General features: G+C 72.1%; 24 protein-coding genes and 1 pseudogene. 9 read left to right on the forward strand and 16 right to left on the reverse strand.

Annotated elements, in window-relative coordinates:
* A partial coding sequence (locus NYZ95_RS09310; RefSeq protein ID WP_262851540.1) for an integrase core domain-containing protein occupies nt 1–100 on the forward strand: 100 nt, incomplete at its 5' end.
* Here the strand turns inward: NYZ95_RS09310 and NYZ95_RS09315 are convergent.
* The 4 genes from NYZ95_RS09315 to NYZ95_RS09330 all read right to left on the reverse strand — a co-directional run bounded on the left by NYZ95_RS09315 (nt 97) and on the right by NYZ95_RS09330 (nt 3,648).
* Nucleotides 97–528 (reverse strand): nitroreductase family deazaflavin-dependent oxidoreductase, encoded by a 432-nt coding sequence (locus NYZ95_RS09315; RefSeq protein WP_262850962.1) that lies wholly within the window; start codon nt 526–528, stop codon nt 97–99. The two genes, NYZ95_RS09310 and NYZ95_RS09315, sit on opposite strands and share 4 nt — an antisense overlap.
* 8 nt (nt 529–536) lie before the next feature.
* Entirely contained in the window at nt 537–980 is a 444-nt protein-coding gene (locus NYZ95_RS09320) for a nitroreductase family deazaflavin-dependent oxidoreductase (RefSeq protein WP_262850963.1), read from the reverse strand.
* A gap of 28 nt (nt 981–1,008) precedes the next feature.
* Nucleotides 1,009–2,271: a phosphoribosylamine--glycine ligase gene (gene purD, locus NYZ95_RS09325; RefSeq protein ID WP_262850965.1), complete on the reverse strand. Its 1,263-nt coding sequence runs from the start codon at nt 2,269–2,271 to the stop codon at nt 1,009–1,011.
* A 93-nt stretch (nt 2,272–2,364) separates the two neighbouring features.
* Nucleotides 2,365–3,648, reverse strand: a complete 1,284-nt coding sequence (locus NYZ95_RS09330) for an adenylosuccinate synthase (protein WP_262850967.1) — start codon at nt 3,646–3,648, stop codon at nt 2,365–2,367.
* Between the two features lie 112 nt (nt 3,649–3,760).
* Between NYZ95_RS09330 and NYZ95_RS09335 the strand changes: the two genes are divergently transcribed.
* The gene (locus tag NYZ95_RS09335; protein ID WP_262850969.1) at nt 3,761–4,669 is read left to right on the forward strand and encodes a diacylglycerol/lipid kinase family protein; all 909 of its coding nucleotides are present in this window, start codon (nt 3,761–3,763) and stop codon (nt 4,667–4,669) included.
* Nucleotides 4,670–4,802: 133 nt separating this feature from the next.
* On the opposite strand, the gene NYZ95_RS09340 is transcribed toward NYZ95_RS09335, so the two are convergent.
* From NYZ95_RS09340 to NYZ95_RS09355, 4 genes are all read right to left on the reverse strand, one after another.
* The gene (locus NYZ95_RS09340; RefSeq protein ID WP_262850971.1) at nt 4,803–5,219 is read right to left on the reverse strand and encodes a DUF3151 domain-containing protein; all 417 of its coding nucleotides are present in this window, start codon (nt 5,217–5,219) and stop codon (nt 4,803–4,805) included.
* A gap of 10 nt (nt 5,220–5,229) precedes the next feature.
* Nucleotides 5,230–6,249, reverse strand: a complete 1,020-nt coding sequence (gene fbaA / locus NYZ95_RS09345) for a class II fructose-bisphosphate aldolase (RefSeq protein WP_262850973.1) — start codon at nt 6,247–6,249, stop codon at nt 5,230–5,232.
* A 39-nt stretch (nt 6,250–6,288) separates the two neighbouring features.
* Nucleotides 6,289–7,653, reverse strand: coding sequence for an FAD-dependent oxidoreductase (locus NYZ95_RS09350; RefSeq protein WP_262850975.1), 1,365 nt, complete (start codon nt 7,651–7,653; stop codon nt 6,289–6,291).
* 267 nt (nt 7,654–7,920) lie between these two features.
* The gene (locus NYZ95_RS09355) at nt 7,921–8,550 is read right to left on the reverse strand and encodes a TrmH family RNA methyltransferase (RefSeq protein WP_262850977.1); all 630 of its coding nucleotides are present in this window, start codon (nt 8,548–8,550) and stop codon (nt 7,921–7,923) included.
* A gap of 88 nt (nt 8,551–8,638) precedes the next feature.
* Here NYZ95_RS09355 and NYZ95_RS09360 point away from each other — a divergent pair, with 88 nt between their 5' ends.
* Nucleotides 8,639–9,682 carry a glycerophosphodiester phosphodiesterase family protein gene (locus tag NYZ95_RS09360; protein WP_262850978.1) on the forward strand — a complete coding sequence of 348 codons (1,044 nt, stop codon included), beginning with the start codon at nt 8,639–8,641 and terminating at the stop codon, nt 9,680–9,682.
* Here the strand turns inward: NYZ95_RS09360 and pyrE are convergent.
* Entirely contained in the window at nt 9,643–10,182 is a 540-nt protein-coding gene (gene pyrE, locus NYZ95_RS09365; RefSeq protein ID WP_262850980.1) for an orotate phosphoribosyltransferase, read from the reverse strand. The two genes, NYZ95_RS09360 and pyrE, sit on opposite strands and share 40 nt — an antisense overlap.
* Before the next feature lie 27 nt (nt 10,183–10,209).
* A complete protein-coding gene (locus NYZ95_RS09370) occupies nt 10,210–10,884 on the reverse strand; it encodes a class E sortase (protein ID WP_262850982.1) in 675 nt (224 codons plus the stop codon).
* Nucleotides 10,885–10,989: 105 nt separating this feature from the next.
* On the opposite strand from NYZ95_RS09370, the gene NYZ95_RS09375 reads away from it, so the two are divergent.
* On the forward strand, nt 10,990–12,315 hold the full coding sequence (locus NYZ95_RS09375; protein ID WP_262850984.1) for a SpoIID/LytB domain-containing protein: 1,326 nt from the start codon (nt 10,990–10,992) through the stop codon (nt 12,313–12,315).
* A complete protein-coding gene (locus NYZ95_RS09380) occupies nt 12,312–13,475 on the forward strand; it encodes a pyridoxal phosphate-dependent aminotransferase (RefSeq protein WP_262850986.1) in 1,164 nt (387 codons plus the stop codon). Before NYZ95_RS09375 ends, NYZ95_RS09380 begins: the two co-directional genes overlap by 4 nt.
* Before the next feature lie 30 nt (nt 13,476–13,505).
* On the opposite strand, the gene NYZ95_RS09385 is transcribed toward NYZ95_RS09380, so the two are convergent.
* Together NYZ95_RS09385 and NYZ95_RS20565 are read right to left on the reverse strand one after the other, a co-directional pair.
* Nucleotides 13,506–14,402 carry an MFS transporter gene (locus NYZ95_RS09385; RefSeq protein ID WP_372500470.1) on the reverse strand — a complete coding sequence of 299 codons (897 nt, stop codon included), beginning with the start codon at nt 14,400–14,402 and terminating at the stop codon, nt 13,506–13,508.
* A pseudogene (locus NYZ95_RS20565) lies at nt 14,397–14,717 on the reverse strand (hypothetical protein); the annotation flags it as partial. The pseudogene NYZ95_RS20565 and the gene NYZ95_RS09385, both read right to left, overlap by 6 nt.
* 14 nt (nt 14,718–14,731) lie before the next feature.
* On the opposite strand from NYZ95_RS20565, the gene NYZ95_RS09390 reads away from it, so the two are divergent.
* The 3 genes from NYZ95_RS09390 to NYZ95_RS09400 are packed head-to-tail and all read left to right on the forward strand — an operon-like array spanning nt 14,732 to nt 18,897.
* Nucleotides 14,732–16,075, forward strand: coding sequence for a GH1 family beta-glucosidase (locus NYZ95_RS09390; RefSeq protein ID WP_262850989.1), 1,344 nt, complete (start codon nt 14,732–14,734; stop codon nt 16,073–16,075).
* A 45-nt stretch (nt 16,076–16,120) separates the two neighbouring features.
* Entirely contained in the window at nt 16,121–18,082 is a 1,962-nt protein-coding gene (locus NYZ95_RS09395) for a TPM domain-containing protein (RefSeq protein ID WP_262850991.1), read from the forward strand.
* A gap of 59 nt (nt 18,083–18,141) precedes the next feature.
* Complete coding sequence (locus NYZ95_RS09400) at nt 18,142–18,897, forward strand: PspA/IM30 family protein (protein ID WP_262850992.1); 756 nt, start codon at nt 18,142–18,144, stop codon at nt 18,895–18,897.
* Nucleotides 18,898–18,972: 75 nt separating this feature from the next.
* Here the strand turns inward: NYZ95_RS09400 and NYZ95_RS09405 are convergent, their stop codons facing one another.
* Nucleotides 18,973–19,596 carry a vitamin K epoxide reductase family protein gene (locus NYZ95_RS09405; RefSeq protein ID WP_262850994.1) on the reverse strand — a complete coding sequence of 208 codons (624 nt, stop codon included), beginning with the start codon at nt 19,594–19,596 and terminating at the stop codon, nt 18,973–18,975.
* A 144-nt stretch (nt 19,597–19,740) separates the two neighbouring features.
* On the opposite strand from NYZ95_RS09405, the gene NYZ95_RS09410 reads away from it, so the two are divergent.
* A complete protein-coding gene (locus NYZ95_RS09410; protein WP_262850996.1) occupies nt 19,741–20,640 on the forward strand; it encodes a hypothetical protein in 900 nt (299 codons plus the stop codon).
* Nucleotides 20,641–20,651: 11 nt separating this feature from the next.
* On the opposite strand, the gene NYZ95_RS09415 is transcribed toward NYZ95_RS09410, so the two are convergent.
* The 3 genes from NYZ95_RS09415 to NYZ95_RS09425 form a co-directional block, all read right to left on the reverse strand.
* Complete coding sequence (locus NYZ95_RS09415; protein ID WP_262850998.1) at nt 20,652–21,101, reverse strand: hypothetical protein; 450 nt, start codon at nt 21,099–21,101, stop codon at nt 20,652–20,654.
* 90 nt (nt 21,102–21,191) lie between these two features.
* Complete coding sequence (locus NYZ95_RS09420; RefSeq protein ID WP_262851000.1) at nt 21,192–21,920, reverse strand: ferredoxin reductase; 729 nt, start codon at nt 21,918–21,920, stop codon at nt 21,192–21,194.
* Nucleotides 21,920–22,519 carry a sulfite oxidase-like oxidoreductase gene (locus tag NYZ95_RS09425; protein ID WP_262851002.1) on the reverse strand — a complete coding sequence of 200 codons (600 nt, stop codon included), beginning with the start codon at nt 22,517–22,519 and terminating at the stop codon, nt 21,920–21,922. Before NYZ95_RS09425 ends, NYZ95_RS09420 begins: the two co-directional genes overlap by 1 nt.
* Between the last annotated feature and the right edge of the window lie 8 nt (nt 22,520–22,527).

Raw genomic sequence — 22,527 nt, forward strand, 5'->3', positions numbered from 1 at the left:
AGCATGGATCCACCACTACAACCACCACAGGCCCCACTCAGCAATCGGCAAAGCCGCACCCATCACCAGACTGACCAACCTGCCTGGACATCACAACTAGACCGGCTCGGCGAGGAGGACCGGGATCTCCCGGTCCGTGCGCCTGCGGTACTCCGCGTACGGCGGGTAGGCCTCGACCGCGCGCTTCCACCACTGCGCACGCTCGTCGCCGTGCAGCTCGCGGACCCGCATGGCGTGCTTCTCCGTCCCGTCCAGAAGGTCGATCTCGGGATGCACGGTGAGAGCGTGGTACCACTGCGGATGCTGCGGCGCCCCTCCCTTGGAGGCGACCAGCGCATAGGCGCCGTCGTGCTCGACGCGCATGACGGCGGTCTTGTGGACCTTGCGCGACCGGCGGCTGTGGAACGTGAGGACGACGATCGGCTTGTCGAGCGGCGTGCCCGTCGCCGTACCGGTCGTCTCCATCTCCGCCACGTGCTTGCGCACCCGCGCCGAAGGGCTCGGCTCGTACTCTCCGGTGACTGACATCTGCTCAGTCAAGCACCGGTCGCGGGCTCCAGCACGAGGACAGGGATCTCGCGGGTGGTCTTCTCCTGGTAGCCGGCGTACGTCGGGAACGCCTCGACGGCACGCTCCCACCACAGCGCCTTCTCGTCGCCGTGCACCTCGCGCGCGACGAAGTCCTGCGGCTCCGGCCCGTCCTGGAGCATCACGTGCGGGGCGGCGACGATGCTGGCGTACCACTGCGGATTCGTCGGTGCACCACCCATCGAGGCCACCATGGCGTACACGCCGTCGTGCTCCACCCGCATCACCGGCGTCTTGCGCACCTTGCCGGTCCGGTGCCCGCGGTAGGTCACGATGACGACCGGTCGCCCGACGATCGTGGCATGCGTGCGGCCGCCCGACGCCTCGTACCCCGCGACCTGGTCGCGCGACATCTTCCACGCGCTCGGGACGTACTCTCCGCTGATCGGCATGGGCGCCAGTCTGCCCGCGCCCGGGCGGTCAGACCAGGGCAGCCTTGGCGGCGATGTCGCGGCGCGAGAAGCCACCGTCGATGTGGATCAGGTCCACGGCCTCGTACGCCCGCCGGCGCGCGTCGGCGAGATCGGTGCCGCGGGCGGTGACGGTGAGCACGCGCCCTCCTGCGGTGACGAGGTTGCCCGCCTCGTCGCGTGCGGTGCCGGCGTGGATCACGTCGACGCCCTCGACCGCGTCCGCAGCCTCGACGCCGGTGATGACGTCACCCTTGCGCGGTGACGCCGGGTAGCCCTCGGCGGCGACGACCACCGTGACCGCCGCACCGTCGCGCCAGCGAGGGGCCGGCACCTCGGCGAGCGTGCCGTCGGCGGCGCCTGCGAGCAGCGCACCCAGCGGCGAGTCGAGCAGCGCCATCAGCGCCTGCGTCTCGGGGTCGCCGAAGCGCGCGTTGAACTCGACGACCCGCAGGCCGCGCGAGGTCAGGGCCAGGCCTGCGTACAGCAAGCCGGTGAACGGACGGCCGCGCTTCGCCATCTCGTCGACCGTCGGCTGGAGCACGCGGCGCGTCACCTCGTCGACAAGGTCGTCCGGGGCCCACGGGAGCGGGGTGTACGCCCCCATGCCGCCAGTGTTCGGGCCGGCGTCGTCGTCGTACGCGCGCTTGAAGTCCTGTGCCGGCTGGAGCGGCACGACGGTGGCGCCGTCGGACTCGGTGTAGCTGCACAGGGCGAACAGCGACACCTCGGGACCGTCGAGGTACTCCTCGATCACCACGCGCTCGCACTGCGCGGCGTGCGCGGCCGCCGCCTCGCGGTCGTCGGTGACCACGACGCCCTTGCCGGCGGCGAGGCCGTCGTCCTTGACCACGTACGGGGCGCCGAAGGCGTCGAGCGCAGCGGCCACCTCCTCGGCGGTCTCGCAGACGTGCGCCATGGCGGTCGGCACCTCGGCCGCGGCCATGACGTCCTTCGCGAACGCCTTCGAGCCCTCGAGCGCCGCTGCCTCTCCGGACGGGCCGAAGACCGCGATCCCCCGGGCGCGGACCGCGTCGGCGACGCCCGCGACCAGCGGGGCCTCGGGTCCGACCACGACGAGATCGACGGCGAGCGACGCCGCGAGGTCGGCCACCGCCGCGCCGTCGAGCGGGTCCACCTCGTGGAGCGTCGCGACCTGCGCGATGCCGGGGTTGCCGGGCGCGGCGTGCACCTCGGTGACGGAGGGGTCGCGGGAGAGCGCGAGCGCGAGCGTGTGCTCGCGACCGCCGGTGCCGATGACGAGGGTCTTCACGGGCGCCCAGCCTAGTCGGCCGCGGTGAACCAGGTCCCACCCGCACGGCCGCGGTGGGACCAGGCTCACCGCCGCCGGCTCACCGTGGTGCCCTCAGAGCAGGTCGTGGCAGACGATCGCCTGGTCGCGTCCCGGGCCGACCCCGATGACCGACATGCGCGCGCCCGACAGCTCCTCGACGCGACGGACGTACGCCTGCGCGTTCGCCGGCAGCTCCTCGAAGGAGCGGGCGCCCGAGATGTCCTCGGACCAGCCCGGCAGCTCCTCGTACACCGGGACGGCGTGGTGGAAGTCGGTCTGGTTCACCGGCATCTCGTCGTGCCGGACACCGTCGACGTCATACGCCACGCAGACCGGGATCGTCTCCAGGCCGGTGAGCACGTCCAGCTTCGTGAGGACGAAGTCGGTGACGCCGTTGACGCGGGCGGCGTAACGGGCGACGACCGAGTCGTACCAGCCGCAGCGGCGCGGGCGGCCCGTCGTCGTGCCGAACTCGCCGCCCTGCTCGCGCAGGAAGTCGCCCGAGTCGTCGTGCAGCTCCGTCGGGAACGGTCCCTCACCGACGCGCGTCGTGTACGCCTTGACGATGCCGATGACGCGCTCGATGCGCGTCGGGGCGATGCCCGAACCGGTCGCGGCTCCGCCGGAGGTCGCGGAGGACGACGTGACGAACGGGTACGTCCCGTGGTCGACGTCGAGCATCGTGGCCTGGCCGGCCTCGAGGAGGACCGTCTTGCCCTCAGCGACCGCGCGGTCGAGCAGCAGCGTGGTGTCCGTGACGTACGGGGCCAGCCGGTCGGCGTACGCCCGGAGCTCGTCGACGACCTCGTCGACGGTCACGGCACGACGGTTGTAGACCTTGGTCAGGATCTGGTTCTTGAGCTCGAGCGCACCCTCGACCTTCTGGGTCAGGATCTTCTCGTCGAAGATGTCCTGCACGCGGATGCCCTGACGGTTCATCTTGTCGGCGTACGTGGGGCCGATCCCGCGACCGGTCGTGCCGATCTTGCGGGAGCCGAGGAACCGCTCGGTGACCTTGTCGAGGACCTTGTTGTACTCCGGGATGACGTGCGCGCTGGCGCTCACCTGGAGGGCCGAGGTGTCCACCCCTCGCGCCTCGAGGCCGTCGATCTCCTCGAACAGCACGCCGATGTCGACGACGACGCCGTTGCCGATGACCGGGACGCAGCCCGGCGTGAGGATGCCGCTGGGCAGAAGGTGCAGCGCGTACTTCTCGCTGCCGATGACCACCGTGTGGCCGGCGTTGTTGCCACCGTTGAACTTGACGACGTAGTCGACGCGGCTTCCGAGCAGGTCGGTCGCCTTGCCCTTCCCCTCGTCTCCCCACTGGGCTCCGACGATCACGACTGCGGGCATGGGCCTGCACCACCTGAGACATGCGACAAGCCCCGTCCGACGGGGCTCTTACGGTGGGAGTCTACCGGGCCGCGCCCACCGGCCGTGCCCCGCGAGGTGGTAGACCGTCTCCATGACCTCCGCACTCCTCATCGCGAACGCCTCTGCCGGCAGCGCCGACGACCAGGTCCTCGACGAGGTGGTCGACGCGCTGCGCACGGCCTGGGAGGTCGAGATCGCCCGGACGTCGGGGTCGGACGAGCTGCGGGAGGTGCTCGCCGCCCACCCCGACGTCGACGTGGTGGTCGCGGCCGGTGGAGACGGGTCCTGGCACGTGGTGGTGCAGGAGCTGTACGGCCTCGATCGTCTCCCCAAGCAGCTCATGGCCCTGGTCCCGATGGGCACGGGCAACGACTTCGCGCGGACGCTCGAGCTCGCCGAGGACCCGGTCGAGGTGGCCCGCGGGCTGCTCAAGGCCGAGCCGCAGCACCTCGACCTCGCCGTCGACGAGGACGGTGGCGTCGTCGTGAACGCGGTCCACGTGGGCGTCGGGGCGATGGCGGGCCAGGAGGCGGGACCGTGGAAGCGCCGGCTCGGGCCCCTGGGCTATGCCGTAGGCGCGTTCAAGGCCGGCCTCGTCGGCACGGCCGAACGCCTGCACGTCGTCGTCGACGGCGAGCTGGTCGCGCACGGCGACGACGTCATCCAGGCGGCGGTCGGGATCGGCCGGTACGTCGGTGGAGGCGCTCCGCTGCTCCCGGAAGCCGACCCGAGCGACGGGCTCCTCGACATCACCGTCTCCCACGCCGACGCCCTCCCCCGCAGGCTCGCGTACGGGTTGCGGCTCCTGCGGGGGCGGCACGGGGACAGCGCCGACGTCGTGACCGTACGAGGACGCGAGGTCACGATCTCGGGTGACGCCATGACCTGGAACGCCGACGGCGAGCTCGGAGAGGGCCTCCAGAGGCGGACCTGGCGGGTCGAGCCGTCCGGCTACCGCGTCCTGGTCCCGGCATCTGACACGCCGTCAGAACAACCGTAAGAACTCGGTCGAACTGGACATATTGCGTTGTGACCCCTTCGGGGTCACAATGGTTCTAGTGGCAGTGGCCGCGACGGAGTCTACCGGGGGATGGCTCCAGTCCGCGGCCACTGTTACGCCTTTCCAGGGGCCCCTACTCCGTGCCCGCGCGGCCGCCGCTGACGAGCGTGTCGTACGCCTCCTGGCTCGACTCCCGCAGGAACTCCCGGCAGCGGTGCGCCTCCTCGAGGTCGCCGATGCGCTCCGAGGCCTCCGCGAGGTCGGCCAGCGCCCGCAGGAAGCCCTGGTTGCCAGGGTGTCCCCACGGCACCGGGCCGTGGCCCTTCCAGCCGTTGCGGCGCAGTGCGTCCAGCCCGCGGTGGTAGCCCGTACGGGCGAACGCGTACGCCGCGACGTCGTCGTCAGCGGCCAGCGCCTCCTCGGCGCACAGCGCCCACGCGAGGCTCGACGCCGGGTAGGCACGTGCGATCTCCTGCGGCGTGCCGTCGGCGGTCGCAGCGGGATCGTCCGGGAGCAGGGTCTCCGGCGGCTCGCCGAGGAGGTTCGTCACGGCCGCCGCCTCAGATCCGGGTGCCGGTCGACGACAGGTGCTGGCAGGCCTCGACGACACGCGCCGCCATGCCGGCCTCGGCAGCCTTGCCCCACGAGCGCGGGTCGTAGGTCTTCTTGTTGCCGACCTCGCCGTCGACCTTGAGGACGCCGTCGTAGTTGCGGAACATGTGGTCGGCCACCGGGCGCGAGAAGGCGTACTGGGTGTCGGTGTCGATGTTCATCTTGATGACGCCGTACGAGACGGCCTCGGCGATCTCCTCGGCCGTCGAGCCCGAGCCGCCGTGGAAGACGAAGTCGAACGCGCGCTCGACGCCGTACTTCTCCTGGACCGCCTTCTGGGCGGCGTCGAGGACGGAGGGACGGAGCTTGACGTTGCCCGGCTTGTAGACGCCGTGGACGTTGCCGAAGGTCAGCGCGGTGAGGTAGCGCCCCTTCTCGCCCGTGCCGAGCGCGGCGACGGTGGCGAGCGCGTCCTCGGGGGTCGTGTAGAGCTTGTCGTCGATCGCGCCGACGACACCGTCCTCCTCGCCGCCGACGACGCCGACCTCGATCTCGAGGACCACGTTGGCCGCGGCGCAGGCGGCGAGCAGGTCCTCGGCGATCTGGAGGTTCTCGTCGAGCGGCACGGCCGAGCCGTCCCACATGTGCGACTGGAAGTAGGGCAGCCCGCCCTGCTTCACGCGCTCGGTCGAGGCGGCCAGCAGCGGACGGACGAAGCCGTCGAGCTTGTCCTTGGGGCAGTGGTCGGTGTGCAGCGCCACGTTGACGGGGTACTTCTTGGCGACCTCGTGCGCGTACGCGGCGAAGGCCAGCGACCCGGTGACCATGTCCTTGACGGTCGGGCCGGAGAGGTACTCGGCGCCGCCTGTCGAGATCTGGATGATGCCGTCGCTCTCGGCCTCGGCGAAGCCGGCGAGCGCGGCGTTGAGCGTCTGGGACGAGCTGACGTTGATCGCGGGGTAGGCGAACGCGTCGCGCTTCGCCTTGTCGAGCATCTCGGCGTAGACCTCGGGCGTTGCGACGGGCATGGATGTCTCCTCATCGACCTCGGGACGGCGGTCCGGCCATTATCGCAGGGGCGGCCCGAGCCTCGACACCGCGGCGCGTGCGGCCTGCTGGACGGGATCCCAGACCGACGCGAACGGCGGGGCGTACCCGAGGTCGGTCATCATCAGCTCGTCCACCGTCATCTCGTTCCACAGCGCGAGCGCGAACGAGTCGATCCGCAGCGCCGCCCCCTCGCGCCCGACGATCTGGGCGCCGAGCAGCCGCCGGCTCGGACGGTCGACGACGACCTTGACCGTCATCGAGCGGGCGTGCGGCATGTAGCCGGCCACCGTCGTCGCGTCGATCTGGACCGCGAGCGGGTCGAACCCGGCATCGAGGGCGTGCTGCTCCCCCAGCCCCGTACGGGCGATCTCCAGCGTGACGACCTTCGTCATGGCGGTCCCGACGATGCCGGGGAACCGCGCGTCGCCGCCGGCCAGGTTGCGCCCGACGACCCAGCCCTGCTTGTTGGCGTGCGTACCGAGCGGGACGTAGACCTGGTGGCCGCTCACGCGGTGCCGCGACTCGACGCAGTCACCGGCCGCCCAGACGTTCCGGTCGGCGTCGAGCAGCCCCCGGTCGTCGACCGGGAGTGCCCCCTTGACGCCGGTCGGCAGCCCGGCACCTGCAGCCAGCTCCGTACGGGCCCGCACCCCCGTGCCGAGGACGACCAGGTCGGTCTCGATCGTGCCGTGGTCGGTCACCACCGCCCGTACGTGGTTGTCGGCGTCGGTCTCGAACCCTGTCACGGTGACGCCCGTCCGTACGTCGATGCCGTCCTCGCGCATCTCGGCCGCGATCTGCTCGCCGAGGTCGGAGTCGATCGTCGGCATCGGTGTCGGGTGGGTGCCGACGACGACCGTCTCCAGCCCGCGGCGTACGCACGCCTCGGCCATCTCGACGCCGATGTAGCCCGCGCCGACGATGACGACGTGCTGCGGGTCCTGCTGGAGGGCCTCCAGCAGCCGCTGGCCGTCGGCGAGCGTCTGGACGCCGTAGATCCCCCGCGCGTCCGCTCCGGGGACGTCGGGGCTTACCGGCTCGGCGCCGGTGGCGATCACGAGCTCGTCGTACCCGAACGTCTCGGTCCCCGAGGGCGTGCGCGCGACGACCTTGCCGGCGTCGAGGTCGAGCTCGGTGGCCGTCGTGCCCGTACGGACGTCGATGCCGTTGGCGCGGTGCTGCTCGGGCGTCCGGGCCACGAGGTCGTCGAGGGCGGGGACGTCGCCGGCGACCCAGTACGGGATGCCGCACGCGGAGTAGGAGGTCCAGCGCTGGCGTTCGAGCACGACGACCTCGAGGGCGTCACCGAGTGCGCGCTTGGCGGTGGAGGCGGCGGACATGCCGGCGGCGTCTCCGCCGACGACGAGCAGTCTTCGGGCCATGCGTCGAGCCTAGGGCCTGACCGCGCCGAGGCTTCCCCGCGCAGCCTCCACCGCCCGCGCAGGGTTTGCCACGCTGGCGCGGCAAACCCCGGTTGGCGCACACGGTTTGCCACGCTGGCGCGGCAAACCCCGGTTGGCGGGGCGTACTTGCCCCGCTAACCGGAGCTCGCCACGTTGGCGTGGCAAACCGGGCGGAGGCGGGGGCGGGGCGGGGCGGGGCGGGCGGGGACGGCCCAGGCGGAGGGGCCAGGGCGGGCGCCGGGGGGGTCAGCGAGGGAGGTCGGCGTGCTGGACGACCCAGGAGTGCATGGCGATCGCCGCAGCCGCGCCCACGTTGAGGGAGCGGGTCGAGCCGAACTGCGCGATCTCCAGGACCACGTCGACCGCCGCGAGCATCTCGTCGGAGAGCCCCGGCCCCTCCTGGCCGAACACCAGTGCGCACTCCCTCGGCAGGCTCTCGCGCTCGAGCGGGCGTGAGCCCGGCACGTTGTCGATCGCGACCAGCGCCACCCCTGCCGTACGCGCCCAGGCGACGAAGTCCTCGACGCTCGGGTGGTGGCGTACGTGCTGGTAGCGGTCGGTGACCATGGCGCCGCGGCGGTTCCAGCGGCGCCGCCCGACGATGTGCACCTCGGCCGCGAGGAATGCGTTGGCGGACCGGACGATCGAGCCGATGTTGTGGTCGTGCTGCCAGTTCTCGACGACGACGTGGAACGGGTGACGACGCGCGTCGAGGTCGGCGACGATCGCGTCCATCGACCAGTAGCGGTAGGCATCGACCACGTTGCGGCGGTCCCCCTCGCGCAGCAGCTCAGGGTCCAGCCGCGGGTCGTCGGGCCAGGCGCCCTCCCAGGGACCGACCCCGACCTCCGCCTGCGGCTCTTCGTCCTCGCCCACGGCCCGAGCGTACGGGCTGGCGGGCGCCGGCCCGTACGGCGAGCCGAGCAGGTGCTGCTTGCCGACCGGGCGTAGCCTCGGACCCGCTATGTCTGGACCGGTCGTGATCGCGCACCGTGGCGCCTCGGGCTACCGCCCGGAGCACACGCTCGCCTCCTACCTGCTCGGCGTCGCGCTCGGCGCGGACGTCATCGAACCCGACCTCGTCAGCACCGCGGACGGCGTCCTCGTCGCCCGGCACGAGAACGAGATCGGGGGCACCACCGACGTTGCGCAGCGCCCCGAGTTCGCCGACCGCCGCACCACCACCTGCGTGGACGGCCACGAGGTGACCGGCTGGTTCACCGAGGACTTCACGCTCGCCGAGCTCAAGACGCTGCGCGCCCGTGAGCGCATCCCCGAGCTGAGGCCGAGCAACACCGCGTACGACGGCTGGTACGAGGTGCCGACCCTCGACGAGATCCTCGGGCTCGCCGAGCTCGCCAGCATCCAGTTCGGCCGGCACGTCGGCGTCGTCCCCGAGCTCAAGACCTCGACGTACTTCCGCGAGCGCGACCTGCCCCTCGAGGAGCCGCTCCTGCGGACGGTGCGCGAGTGGGGTCTCGACTCCGCCGACTCCGGGTTCGCGGTGCAGTCGTACGAGGTGGCGAACCTCCAGCGGCTGGCGGCCGAGTCGCAGCTGCGGCTGGTCCAGCTCGTGGACCCGACGGGCGCCCCGTACGACCGGGTGCGCGCCGGCGACCCGCTGACGTACGACGAGATGGTGCGGCCTCCCGGCCTGGCGCGGATCGCCGAGTACGCCCACGTGCTCGGCGCGCCGAAGGCGCGGCTGCTCCCCCGTACCCCTGCGGGCGGGCTCGGCACCGCGAGCACCCTCGCCGACGATGCGCACGCCGCCGGCCTCGAGGTGTACGTGTGGACCGTGCGGCGCGAGAACGCGTTCCTGCCGCTCGACCTGCGCTCCAGCGACATCGGGGGCGACAGCGGCGACGTGGCCCGCGAGCTCGACGCGCTGCTGGCGCTCGGGGTCGACGGGGTGTTCGCCGACCAGCCGGACGTGGCCGTCGCGGCGGTGGCGGCGCGGGCGGCGCGCTACAGCCCGAGGTCGGACTTCGAGATCGCGAAGCGGTAGTCGAGACCCTCGGACCGTACGCGGTCGGCCGCGTCGGTCTCGCGGTCCACGATCACCGCGACCGCCACGACCTCGGCGCCTGCCTCGCGCAACGCCTCGACGGCGGTCAGCACCGAGCCTCCGGTCGTGGAGGTGTCCTCGACGGCCACGACGCGGCGCCCGGCCACGTCGGGACCCTCGATCCGGCGCTGGAGGCCGTGCGCCTTCTCGGCCTTGCGGACGACGAACGCGTCGAGGGCACGCCCCTGGGCGGCCGCCTGGTGCAGCATCGCTGCGGCGACCGGGTCCGCACCCATCGTCAGACCTCCGACCGCGTCGTACTCCAGGTCGTCGAGGAGATCGAGCATCACGCGTCCGACCAGCGGCGCTGCCTCGTGGTCGAGCGTCACGCGGCGCAGGTCGACGTAGTAGTCCGCCTCCTTGCCCGAGGAGAGCGTGACCTTGCCGTGGATGACGGCCTTGTCCTTGACCTGGTCGATGAGGGCGTCGCGATCGCTCATGGCCCGAGGGTATCGAGCCGTGCCCTCTCACTTCTCGACGGCCGACGCCAGCTCGCCGAAGACCACTGAGCGCGTGTCGGTGTGGAACAGCTCCGCGCACGTGACCAGGGTGATCAGCCGCTCGGTCGGAGTCGCGCCCGGCTGCCCGGGGACGGGGTCGAGCACCCAGCCCTCGGAGAAGTCGACCTCGCGGTCCGTGCCGTCGTCGCGCAGCACGTAGGTGTAGACGTGCGTCCGCGTCTCGACGAGCACCTTGTCGCCCGCCCGCAGCTCGAGGAAGTCGCGGAACGGCTCGCCGTGGGTCACCCGGTGGCCGGCGAGGACGAAGTTCCCGATCGCTCCCGGTCCTGCGCTCTCGGGGAACCACCCCACCCCGCGCGCAAGAGACCGGTCGTCGACGCCCTTGACGACCGGCACCTCGTCGTCGCCGAACCGCGGCACCCGCAGCAGCGCGACCGGGTCGCCCGCTGCTGGGGCCTTCTGCTTGCCCGAGCTGTCCCACGAACGGACGAGGTCCTTGCGCAGCTGCTCGTGCTGCTGCTTGGAGACGATGTTCGTGCCGAAGTACTGCCAGCCGACGTAGCCGAGCAGCCCTATCCCGACGAGCACCAGAGCCACGCCGAGGACGGTGAGCGCGGTCCCGAGCGGCGTCCGGCGCGCGCGTCCGCGCCGGGGCGCGGGAGGTGCGGCGGTCGTCGACACCGCACCAGTCTCCCACCGCGAGGCCGGTCGTACCGGGTCGTAGCGGGTCATAGGGGTTGATTCCGACGGGCGGGTCGCGCCCACCGGAGTTAGCGTGCCAGGACCATGCGCCGTGTCCCTGCTCTCGTCGTCGTCACGACCGCCAGCGCCTTCGTGGTCTCGCTCGCGACGCCGTCCACCGCCTCGGCGGCCTCGCTGCCCGCCCCGAGACCCCAGGCGAGCGAGGTCCTCGCGGTGCCGTCGTCCGGCACGTTCTCCGTGCACGGCCGGGGATGGGGTCACGGCATCGGCATGAGCCAGGAGGGCGCGATCGGCGCGGCACGCGCCGGCGTCGGCTACCGGGCGATCCTCCAGCACTACTACCCCGGCACGCGGCTCGCCTCGACCGCTCAGCAGCGGCTCAAGGTGCGGCTCTCGTCGGTCCGCAGCACGTCGGTCGTGGTCCGGGCGTCGACGGACCTTCGGGTCCGCGCCGACGGCACCACGGTCCGTCTCCCGGCCACGGTGCGCCGCTGGCGGGTGACTCCCGCAGCAGGGCTGCAGGCCCGGGTCGGCGGGCGCTGGGTCGCAGCGCAGACCGTGGGCGTCACCGTGCCGCACCGGTTCCCGATGCGGTTTGCCGCCCGAGGGCGGGTGCGGGTGGTCACGGCTGCCGGGACGACCCGCGCGTACGACGGGACGCTCGTGCTCAGGCGGGTCGGAAAACAGCTGCGGACACGCAACGTCGTCCCCGTGGACCGTTACGTCTCCGCCGTCGTGGCCCGAGAGATCTCGGCCGGCGCTCCCGCCCACGCCCTGCGGGCCCAGGCGGTGGCCGCCCGCAGCTACGCCCTGCAGGCGGCAGGCCCGGGCGCGCGCCGCCTTCTCTGCGACACCACCGCCTGCCAGGTCTACGGCGGAGCGTGGGAGCGCGGGCGCGACGGACGGCGCACCACGTACGCGACACCCGCCGTCCGCGCGGCCGCGGAGGCGTCGCCCGCCCACGGCGGCACCGCAGGTCAGGTGCTCACCTGGAAGGGTTCCGTGATCTCGGCGATGTTCTCTGCCGCGAACGGCGGCTGGACCGTCTCGGCCGACGAGAAGTACGGCCAACCGCGCGGCACCCATCCGTACCTCCCCGCGCAGGCCGACCCGTACGACCGCCTGACCGGTTCACGCTCCCACGCGTGGACCGCACACCTACCGGTGTCCGCGCTCGTCCGCCGCTTCGCCCCGGCAGCGAAGGCCCGACTGGTCCGCGTCCAGGTGCTGGGGCGCGACGGGCGTGGGGCGTTCGGCGGCAGACCGAGATCGGTCCTGCTGGAGTGGACGGTCGCCGGTCGTTACCGCACGACGACCGTCTCGGCGTCCGCGCTCGCGGCCGCGTACGCCTGGCCGGCCCACGCCCACGGCCTGCGCAGCCCCTGGTGGCGCCTAGAGTCGGGACGGTGAAGACCAGCAGCGCACGCGTGGCCGGGCTCGGTACGACGATCTTCGCCGAGATGTCGGCGCTCGCCGTCCGTACGGGCGCCGTCAACCTGGGCCAGGGATTCCCCGACACCGACGGGCCGGACGACGTCATCGACGCGGCGGTCCAGGCGATGCGGTCCGGCGCCAACCAGTACGCCCCCGGCATCGGCGTCCCCGCCCTCCGGAAAGCGATCGCCGTGCACCAGAAGCGGTGGTACGGCCTCGAGCTCGACCCCGACTCGGAGCTCGCGGTGTCGACAGGGGCGACCGAGGCCATCGCGGCGGCGATCCTCGGACTGGTCGACCCCGGCGACGAGATCGTCGTCCTCGAGCCGTACTACGACTCGTACGTGGCCGTGCTGGAGTTCGCCGGCGGCGTCCGCAAGCCCGTGACGCTGCGCGCGCCCGACTTCCGGCTCGACCTCGACACGTTGCGTGCCGCCGTGGGGCCGCGCACGACCGCGATGCTGCTCAACAGCCCGCACAACCCGACCGGCATGGTGCTGAACGCGCAGGAGCGCGAGGCGGTCCGCGACCTCGCCGTCGAGCACGACCTCGTCGTGGTGACCGACGAGGTCTACGAGCACCTCACCTTCGACGGCGTCAGGCACGTGCCCCTCGCGACGCTGCCCGGCATGCGCGAGCGCACGCTGACGATCTCGAGCGCCGGCAAGTCGTTCTCGTTCACCGGCTGGAAGGTCGGCTGGATGAGCGGGCCCGCCCCGCTCGTCCGCGCCGCCGTCGGCGCCAAGCAGTTCCTGACGTACACGTCCGGCTCGCCGTTCCAGCCCGCCATCGCGCACGCCCTCGGGCACGACGCCGCGTACTTCGAAGGGTTCGCCGCGACGCTGCAGGCCCGCCGCGACCAGCTCTGCGCCGGGCTGGAGGAGATCGGCTTCACCACGTACGTGCCGGAGGGGACGTACTTCACGACGACCGACATCCGCCCGCTCGGCTACGACGACGGCATCGCGTTCTGCCGCGCGCTGCCCGAGCTCGCCGGCGTGGTGGCGGTGCCGACCCAGGTGTTCTACGACGACGAGGAGGCCGGCCGGCCGCTCGTACGCTGGGCGTTCTGCAAGCAGGAGGCGGTGATCGCCGAGGCCCTGCGCCGCCTCGAGGCCCTCCGTCCCCCGCGCTGAGTGGCAGCCGCCCGAGGGGTGACTCGCGGGTCAGGGGCGGGCGCGTGCGGCGGTCTCGATGTCCTTCGCCGGCGCGAACGTCCGGGCGACGAAGAGGATCGTCGGCACCAGGACGAGCGGCACCACGAAGACCCAGCGCCACAGGTCGGCCGTCGCCAGGGATCCGAGCAGTGCGGCACCGAGGATCGTCCCGACGTAGTTGAAGACGTTGAGGCGCGCGATCGCGACGTCGGCGTCCGTGCCGGGGATGCTGCCGGCTGCGGCGAAGGCCAGCGGCACGACAACCGGCAGCCCGAGACCCATCACGAGGAAGGCGACGATCGCGACGGCGGGAGTCGGCGAGAGGACGACACCGAGCAGGCCGACGGTGCCGAGGAGCGTGCCCGCCTTGACCACGGCGACGGCGCCGTAGCGGACGACGAACCGGTCGCCGAGCACGCGAGAAGTGATGGCACCGACCTGGTACGCCGCGTAGCCGAGCGCGGCCACGCTCGCCGTCGCGCCCAGCGCGTTGGTGAGGAACAGCGTGCCCCAGCTCGCCACGCCGGTGTCGGCGAGGTAGAAGACGACGATCACGAGCCCGAGCGCCACCACGGGCCGCCACGGGACACGGATCGCCGGGCCCGCGGCCTCGCTCTGCGCCGTGGCGACGTGCTCGAGGCTCGGGCGCACGTACGCCGGGCCGGCGACGAGCGCGAGCAGCAGGCACACCACCCCCGCCGCGAGAAGCGAAGGACCGACCTCGATGTCGAGCGCGGCGGTCCCGGACGCGTAGAGCGCGCCGCAGATCGCGCCGATGCTCCACGCGCCGTGGAAGCCGGTCATGATGCTGCGCCCGTACAGACGCTGGATCGTCACGCCCTGCATGTTCATCGAGGCGTCGACGGCGCCGACCCCGATCCCGTACACCCCGAAGGCGACCATCATCGCCACCCCCGCGGGCGCGAATCCCGCCACCGGCGCCATGACCGCGATCATCACCAGCGCCAGCCGCAGCGCGAGCGCGCTCGAACGGCGCACCGCCACCTGCTCGGCCAGCAAGGAGCCGACCCCGGCCAGCACGGACGCGAGCAGCAGGAGCACGGTCACGTCGGCCTCGGTGATGCCGCGCTCCTCTTCGAACGCCGGCAGGCGCGTCAGGATCGTCGCGAACAGCAGACCCTGGAGGAAGAACGCGACGAACGTCGCCAGTCGCGCACGCCGCGCCGCCGCCGTGGGGGCTTGCGTGATCTTGGACACGCGCCCAGTATGTGCCCATGACCGGCGACGTGACCAGACCTGCGCCCGACTTCTGGTGGGGAGCGGCCACCGCCGCCTACCAGGTCGAGGGCGCCGTCGACGAGGACGGCCGAGGCCCGAGCATCTGGGACACCTTCACCGCGGAGCCCGGCAGGATCACCGACGGCTCCACGGGCGCCGTCGCCTGCGACTCGTACCACCGCTGGCGCGAGGACCTCGACCTCCTCAACGGTCTCGGCGCGAACGCGTACCGGTTCTCGATCGCCTGGCCCCGCGTCCAGCCCTTCGGGAGCGGAGCTGTGAACGCGGCCGGGCTCGCGTACTACGACCGCCTCGTCGACGGCCTCCTCGAGCGCGGCATCGCGCCGTTCCCCACGCTGTTTCACTGGGACCTTCCCCAGGCGCTGCAGGACGCCGGCGGGTGGCTCTCGCGCGACACGGCCGAGCGCTTCGCCGAGTACGCGGGCGTGGTCGGCGACGCGCTCGGCGACCGGGTCGCGTGCTGGGGAACGCTCAACGAGCCGTTCGTCCACATGGCGCTCAGCTACGCGTTCGGCACCCACGCTCCGGGCGAGGTGCTGCTGCTCGACGCGTTCGCGGCAGGCCACCACCAGCTCCTCGGGCACGGCCTCGCCACGCAGGCGCTGCGGGCGGCGAGCAGCGCTGCGGTGATGCTGGTGAACAACCTGACCCCCGTACGCGCGGCGTCGGCAGAGCCGGACGACGTTGCCGCGGCTCGCGTGTACGACGCCTTCCACAACCGGATGTTCCTCGACACCGTCCTCCTCGGCACGTATCCCGAGGAGCTCGCCGACGCTGAGGTGGTGCGCGAGGGCGACCTCGCGACGATCGCCCAGCCTCTCGACCTGCTCGGCGTCAACTACTACAACCCGACGCAGGTGAAGGCGCCCGGACCGGACAACCCGCTGCCGTTCGAGATCGTGCCGCTCGAGGGCTACCCTCGTACGGGCTTCGACTGGCCCGTGGTCCCCCAGGGCCTCACCGAGCTGCTCGTCGGGCTGCGCGACTCATACGCCGACGCGCTCCCACCCCTCGTCGTCACCGAGAACGGGTGCGCCTACCCCGACGAGCCGGCGCCGGACGGCACGGTCGACGACCCCGACCGCATCGCCTACCTCGACGCACACATCCGCGCCGTCGGGGCCGCACGTGAAGCCGGGGTGGACGTGCGCGGCTACCTCGTGTGGTCGCTGCTCGACAACTTCGAGTGGGCCGAGGGCTACACGCAACGCTTCGGGATCACCCGCGTCGACTTCGCCACCGGCGAGCGCACCCCGAAGGCCTCGTACGGGTGGTACCGCAACCGCATCTCCCGCGACTGGGCCCCGGATCTCCCCTAACCGGGCATTTCTGCACAAACTGAGTTTCCAGGGCACGATCATGTCGTGATCGAGCCGAACCACACCGAGCGGCGCCTTTCCGGCGTGGCCGTTCGCGTCGCCGCCCTGTTCTTCCTCGGCACCGCCGGCGCAGTCGTGCCGTCAGTCGCATCTGCCGAGGCGCCACCGCGACTCTCCCAACCCGTCACCGACCATGCCGGTGTCCTCTCCGGAGACGACGGCGAGGACATCGAGGAAGCCTTCGCGCGTCTGGCCGACGACACCGACCTGCAGATGTTCGTGGTCTACGTCGACAGCTTCGAGGGCGCCGACCCCCAGGACTGGGCGAAGGACACCGCGACCCGCTCAGGCCTCGGCACCGACGACATCCTCCTCACGGTCGCCACGGACGACCGCGCGTACGCGATCTCGGTCGACGACGCGATCCCCCTGAACGACAAGGAGCTCGACGCGGTCCGCAAGGGCGACATTCGCCCTGCGCTGGCCGACGGCGACTGGGCCCGGGCCGCGATCGACGGCGCCGATGGCTACCGCGACGCGGCCACCTCCGGCGGATTCCCCGTCGTCCCGGTCGTCATCGGCGGGGTCGCCGTCGTCGGCGGGGGCGCCTACCTGGTCGCGCGGTCTCGGCGACGGTCCCGCGGACGGTCCGACGAGTTCGTCCTGGACGAGAACGGCCAACCGGTCGACCCCCTCGCGGGTCTCGGCACCGACGAGCTCGTGACACGGGCCGGCTCGGCGCTCGTCGCGATCGACGACGCCCTCAAGACGTCGGCGCAGGAGCTCGGCTACGCAGAAGCACAGTTCGGTAGCGAGGCGACGGCGGGTTTCCGGGCGACGCTGGCCGACGGGCGCGCGAAGGCCGCCGAGGCGTTCGCGCTCCGCCAACGGCTGGACGACGCCGAGCCCGAGACCGAGGCCGAGGTTCGGACGATGTCGCGGCAGATCCTCGCGCTGTGCGACGAGGTCGACGATGCGCTCGACGAGCAGGTCGAGGAGTTCGACACGCTGCGCGACCTCCACGCGAGCGCCCCTGCCGTGCTCGGCGCGCTCGCCGAGCGGGCGGCGCAGGCCGAGGCCCGCCTCTCGACCGCACGCGTCCAGGTCGAGCACCTGGCCGCGAAGTACCCGACGTCGGCCCTCGCCTCGGTCGCGCAGAACCCTGATGCCGCAGAGCGGATCCTCACCGAGGCGCGTGCCACGATCGTCGCCGGCCAGGAGGTCGTCGAATCCGACCGCGCCACCGCCGTCGCCCACCTCCGGGCGGCCGAGGACGCCGTCGGGCAGGCCGTCCTCCTGCTCGACGCCGTCGCCGGCGCCGACGAGGCGCTCAGCCGGGCAGCGGAGGCGATCACCGACGGCGTCGCCTCCCTCTCTCTCGACATCGCCGACGCCGACCGTCTGGCGCCGGAGGACGCCGCGATCCGCGAAGCGCGAGCCGCAGCCGCACAGGCGGTCGCGCTCGGACGCGCAGCCTCGAACGGCGACCCGCTCGCCGCTGTCCGCGCGCTCGAGGAGGCCGAGGTCGCGCTCGACACGCTCCTGGCGCCGGTCCGTGCCGAGGCCGCCGAGGCGGAGAAGGCGCGCAAGGTGCTGGAGGAGTCGCTCGGCCGCGTGACGTCACAGGTGGACGCGGTCAGCGCCTTCGTCGAGACACGGCGAGGTGCCGTCGGCGCGGAGGCCCGCACCCGTCTGTCCGAGGCGGCACGCCATCTCGACCTCGCCATCCGCGCCGGCGCCGGCGACCCGCCGTACGCGCTCTCCGAGATCCAGCAGGCCGAGGAGATGGCAGCGCGGGCCCAGCGGCTGGCGGAGGACGACGTAGCCGCGTGGGAGCGCAGCCGGCAACCGCAGTCCAGCGGCACCGACCTCACGTCGATGATCCTCGGCGGCATCCTCATCAACTCCACGCTCGGAAGCCGCGGAGGCGGAGACGTGAGGCGTTCCCCTGGAAGCTTCGGCGGCGGAAGCACCCGCGGCCGACGCGGAGGTGGCGGTCGCTTCTGACCGTTCGGCCTCCGGCTCGATGGCACCACCACACCTGAAGTCCAGAAAGGACCGCCACGATGGCAAAGAAGCAGTCGATCTTGGGGCGTATCACGCAGCTTGCCAAGGCCAACGTGAACTCGTTGCTCGACCGGGCCGAGGATCCCGAGAAGATGCTCGACCAGCTCATCCGGGACTACACCAACAACATCGCCGAGGCGGAGGACGCCGTCGCGCAGACGATCGGCAACCTCCGTCTCCTCGAGCAGGACCACGCTGAGGATGTCGCAACAGCACAGGAGTGGGGTCAGAAGGCACTCGCCGCCTCCGAGAAGGCCGACCAGCTGCGAGCCGCCGGCCAGTCCGCCGAGGCCGACAAGTTCGACAACCTGGCGAAGGTGGCGCTCGGCAAGCAGATCGACGCCGAGAGCGAGGCGAAGACCGCCGCCCCGATGATCGCGTCGCAGACCGAGGTCGTCGACAAGCTCAAGTCGGGCCTGACGGCGATGAAGTCCAAGCTCGAGGACCTGCGGAACAAGCGCGACGAGCTCGTGGCGCGTGCCAAGTCTGCTCAGGCGCAGGCGGGGGTGCAGGACGCGATCCAGTCGATCGACGTCCTGGACCCGACGAGCGAGGTCTCGCGCTTCGAGGAGAAGGTCCGCCGTGAGGAGGCCAAGGCCGCCGGCCAGGCCGAGGTGGCCGCGTCGTCGCTCGACGCGCAGTTCGAAGAGCTCGCCGCCTCCGACACCCAGGTCGAGATCGAGGCACGTCTGGCCGAGCTGAAGGGCGTGGGCGCCGGCACCTCGGCACGAGAGCTGGGCTCGAGCCTGGCCTGAGTGGCACCGCCAGCAGACGACCGCGCCTCGGCCCGTGGGCCGAGGCGCGGTCTCGTGTCTTCGAGCCCGTACGGGTCAGGAGGCGAAGAGGCGCTCCGGGCCGAACTGGAACCAGATGACCGTCGCCACCGCGACGTACCAGAGCAGGACGATGAGCAGCGACCAGTTCGACACGAGCCTGGTGAAGCCCGAGGCCGGCGCCCACGACCGCAGGTTGCGGGCGGTCACGGCGACGAACAGCGGGATCGTGACCGTCCAGACGACCATGCAGTAGGGGCACAGCCGTTCGAGCGTGAAGATGCTCGTGTACTGCAGGAACGTGATCAGCGCGACGGCGAGCACGACGCCGACCTGCAGGCCGCCCCAGATCCACTCCTGAAGGCGGGCGCCGGAGAGCAGCACGACGCCGAGCGTGACGACGACGGCGAACCCGACGAGACCGAGGAAGGTGTTGGGGAACCCCAGCAGCGACGACTGCGAGCTGGACACGACTCCGCCGCAGTCGACCCAGGCGTTGAGCGCGCAGGCGAGCTGGGCGTCGGGGTTCTGGAGGAGCTTGATCTTGTCGTAGGTGAGGATCCCGGAGGCCAGGACGCCGATGGCGCCGCCCACGACCATGAGCCAGGCCAGCACGCTGCGCGTCCCGGTCGCGTCCACGGCCACGTCGCGCGGGGCCACCTGCTCGTCGATGTCGATCACCAGGCCATCGTAGGCGCGTCACCCACCGCCGCGGAGCCGGACGTCGTGATGCGTCTCACTCGCAGCCGAGGAAACATGGAGAGACCGAGACCTCGTTGTCTTGTTGTAGGCGATTTGCGCCGCGCGAACGTGGGGAGGGAGCGCATGAGCATGAGCACCGACGGACGGGCCTCCTGGCCGATGATGGCCGGTTTGGCGACGACCACCGGAGCCGCGGTGGTCCTGCTCCTGCTGTCGTGGACCGGCCTTCCGGACGCACTCGTCGTCCCCGTGCTGGCCCTCCTCATGGCCGTGATGGTGGCAGGTGTGGTCGCCGACGTCCTCGTACGGCGCGACCTGCGGCGGGCTGTCGCCGAGCAGCGTCGCTGGCTCGCGGGCCTCGGCAAGGACCTCCCGACGTACCGCCACCGCGTCGACGAGCGTGAACGACGGCTCTTCGCGTGGGAGAGCAGCTGGCACCGCCCTCTCGGGACCGTGTTCTTGGTCGGCCTGGCCGCCGCGCTCGTGCCGTTCAACCTCATCCTGCCCCTGGCCCCGAACGACGGCGTCGAGGCCATGGTCACCGTCTGGGTCGTCGCCTCGCTGCTGCTGACCGGGGCGCTGGTCGTACGGACGGTGACCGCGGCCCGCAAGGACAGCCGCGGTCTCGTCCTCCCGGGTCCTGTCCGTCCAGCGCCGGCGCCGCCCCAGCCGCGCGACCCTGCGGAGGTGGCGCGCGAGGAGAGCGTCGCGAAGTATCTCGTCGTGGAGGACGACGCCGCACCCGAGGTGCGGGTCTCGAGGGAGATCGAGCGCATGACCTCGATCCTCGACAGCCCGGACGCCCCGCGTCCCGTGCTGCCGGTTCCCGCCGACTGGGTGCCGAAGCCCGCGAGCCCTCACGCAGAGCCCGCCACAGAGCCCGCCGCCGAGCCCGCCGTCGAGGACGTCGTGGCTGAGGAGGACGAAGGCGAGGACGACGACTCGGAGCCGAGGGGTGACGCGCCGGCCGAGCCGGAGGGCGAGCTCGACAAGCTCGCCCGGCTCTTCCACAGCGCCGCCTGAGCGACGACGGACTACTTGGGCTCTTCGGAGTCCTCTGCTCCCTGCTCCATCTCGTACCCGCGCTGCCACTGCGCGCGAGCCTGCTCGGCCGCGGAGTCCTCGGCCTCCTGAGCCGCACGGAGCGCCACCAGGGCCGAGGCGACCGCGCCCGTCTCCGCGGGCTCGTACGGCGTGCCGCCGATCGTCACGTGCAGCGGCGCCGGCTCGCACGCCCGGGCGAAGTCCTCCAACGCGCGGCCGAGCCCGGCGCCGCCGGCCCCGAGATGGTAGGAACCCACGGACAGCACGGACGCGTCGGGAAGCGACTCGAGCCGCTTGTCGAGCACCTCGTAGCCGATGTCGTGCTTCTCGAGGACGCTCGTGAACGCCCCTGCGGCGTCCTCGGAGACGGCGACCTCCACCGTCTGGGTCCCGGCCAGCCCTCCGCTGACACGCAGTTCGACGTCGGTCGGTGCCGTCATCGCTCGCCCCTCTCGTCCGCGTCGCGTCCGTTCATCATGGCGTGGAGGGGCGTCCACCGCCATCGCTCGTGCACGGGGAGAACCGGCTGCTCAGGCGTCGCCCGTAGGACCGAACCTCTCGGTGCGGATCCGACGAGGGTCGTGCCCGAGCGCCACCAGCATGTCGGCGACGGTCTCGACGAATCCCGTCGGCCCGCAGACGTAGCAGGTGGGGGCGAAGTCCGGCGGCCACCCGCCGGTGTTGACGTCGGCGACCGACAGCCGACCCGCCGGCCGCGGGGATCCTTCCGGGGCCTGTCGGGTGTAGGCGATCGTGACGTCGAGACCCGGATCAGGCGCCCGCAGCTCGGAGCGGTAGAAGACCTCGGCGCGCGAGCGTACCGAGTAGATGAGCCGGAACGGCGCCTTGCTCCCGGCGTCGCGGCGGGCCCGGACCATCGCCATCAGGGGCACCACCCCAGAACCGCCCGCGACGAGCAGCACCGGCTCCGTCTGCTCCGGCCGCCACACGAACCAGCCGCCGATCGGCCCGCGCACCTCGAGCTCGGTCCCGACCTCGATCTCGTCGACGAGGAAGGGCGAGACCTCTCCCCCGTCGATCGCCTGCACCGTGATCTCCGCCCGCTCAGGATCACCGGCGCGCGCGAGCGAGTACTCCCGGTCGGCGGTGTAGCCGTCCTCGGCGGTCAGCCGGAGCTCGATCCGCTGTCCAGCGACCGACGGGCGCTCCCCGCCGACGTGCAGCAGGAGCGTGGCAGCCGTCGGTGTCTCCTCGCGACGCGCAAGCACCACGGCCCGCCGCCAGGGCATCCCCACCATCAGTCGCCCGCGTAGCGCTGCTCGCGCCACGGGTCGCCGTAGTCGTGGTAGCCGGCGCGTTCCCAGAACCCTGGCGCGTCCTGCGTCATCAGCTCCAGCCCACGCACCCACTTCGCCGACTTCCAGAAGTAGAGGTGCGGGACGAGCAGGCGTGCGGGCCCTCCGTGCTCGGGACGCAGCGGCTTGTCGTCGTACGCGAACGCCACCCACGCCTGCCCGTCCCGCAGGTCGGCCAACGGCATGTTGGTGGTGTACCCGCCGTACGAGTGCGCCATCGCGTACGACGCCCGCGTCTCGACCCCCTCGAGGAGCACGTCGACGCTGACGCCGCGCCAGCGGGTGCCGAGCTTGGACCACTTCGTCACGCAGTGGATGTCGGTGGTCACGTCCTCGGTCGGCAGGGACCGCAGCTCCTCCCAGCTCCACCGACGCTGGGCGCCGGACTCGGTCGTCACCGTGAACGACCATGCGCCGGGGGCGATCTGCGGGGTGGGCCCCGCCGACAGGACGGGGAACCCCCGCTCGAGGTACTGACCTGGCGGCAGCACGACCTCCTCGCGGTCGCGTCGCCCACGAAAGCCTCGCGTCACGATGCCCATCGCCGCTC

It is taken from the genome of Mumia quercus, assembly GCF_025506335.1.
Lineage (GTDB): Bacteria > Actinomycetota > Actinomycetes > Propionibacteriales > Nocardioidaceae > Mumia > Mumia quercus.

What these genes read in the sequence shown, in the direction of transcription:
- NYZ95_RS09315 (WP_262850962.1), bottom strand. Translation starts at nt 528, where the DNA reads ATGTCAGTCACCGGAGAGTACGAGCCGAGCCCTTCGGCGCGGGTGCGC.
- NYZ95_RS09320 (WP_262850963.1), bottom strand. Translation starts at nt 980, where the DNA reads ATGCCGATCAGCGGAGAGTACGTCCCGAGCGCGTGGAAGATGTCGCGC.
- NYZ95_RS09330 (WP_262850967.1), bottom strand. Translation starts at nt 3,648, where the DNA reads ATGCCCGCAGTCGTGATCGTCGGAGCCCAGTGGGGAGACGAGGGGAAG.
- NYZ95_RS09335 (WP_262850969.1), top strand. Translation starts at nt 3,761, where the DNA reads ATGACCTCCGCACTCCTCATCGCGAACGCCTCTGCCGGCAGCGCCGAC.
- fbaA (WP_262850973.1), bottom strand. Translation starts at nt 6,249, where the DNA reads ATGCCCGTCGCAACGCCCGAGGTCTACGCCGAGATGCTCGACAAGGCG.
- NYZ95_RS09350 (WP_262850975.1), bottom strand. Translation starts at nt 7,653, where the DNA reads ATGGCCCGAAGACTGCTCGTCGTCGGCGGAGACGCCGCCGGCATGTCC.
- NYZ95_RS09360 (WP_262850978.1), top strand. Translation starts at nt 8,639, where the DNA reads ATGTCTGGACCGGTCGTGATCGCGCACCGTGGCGCCTCGGGCTACCGC.
- pyrE (WP_262850980.1), bottom strand. Translation starts at nt 10,182, where the DNA reads ATGAGCGATCGCGACGCCCTCATCGACCAGGTCAAGGACAAGGCCGTC.
- NYZ95_RS09375 (WP_262850984.1), top strand. Translation starts at nt 10,990, where the DNA reads ATGCGCCGTGTCCCTGCTCTCGTCGTCGTCACGACCGCCAGCGCCTTC.
- NYZ95_RS09385 (WP_372500470.1), bottom strand. Translation starts at nt 14,402, where the DNA reads ATGATGGTCGCCTTCGGGGTGTACGGGATCGGGGTCGGCGCCGTCGAC.
- NYZ95_RS09390 (WP_262850989.1), top strand. Translation starts at nt 14,732, where the DNA reads ATGACCGGCGACGTGACCAGACCTGCGCCCGACTTCTGGTGGGGAGCG.
- NYZ95_RS09400 (WP_262850992.1), top strand. Translation starts at nt 18,142, where the DNA reads ATGGCAAAGAAGCAGTCGATCTTGGGGCGTATCACGCAGCTTGCCAAG.
- NYZ95_RS09410 (WP_262850996.1), top strand. Translation starts at nt 19,741, where the DNA reads ATGAGCATGAGCACCGACGGACGGGCCTCCTGGCCGATGATGGCCGGT.
- NYZ95_RS09415 (WP_262850998.1), bottom strand. Translation starts at nt 21,101, where the DNA reads ATGACGGCACCGACCGACGTCGAACTGCGTGTCAGCGGAGGGCTGGCC.
- NYZ95_RS09420 (WP_262851000.1), bottom strand. Translation starts at nt 21,920, where the DNA reads ATGGTGGGGATGCCCTGGCGGCGGGCCGTGGTGCTTGCGCGTCGCGAG.
- NYZ95_RS09425 (WP_262851002.1), bottom strand. Translation starts at nt 22,519, where the DNA reads ATGGGCATCGTGACGCGAGGCTTTCGTGGGCGACGCGACCGCGAGGAG.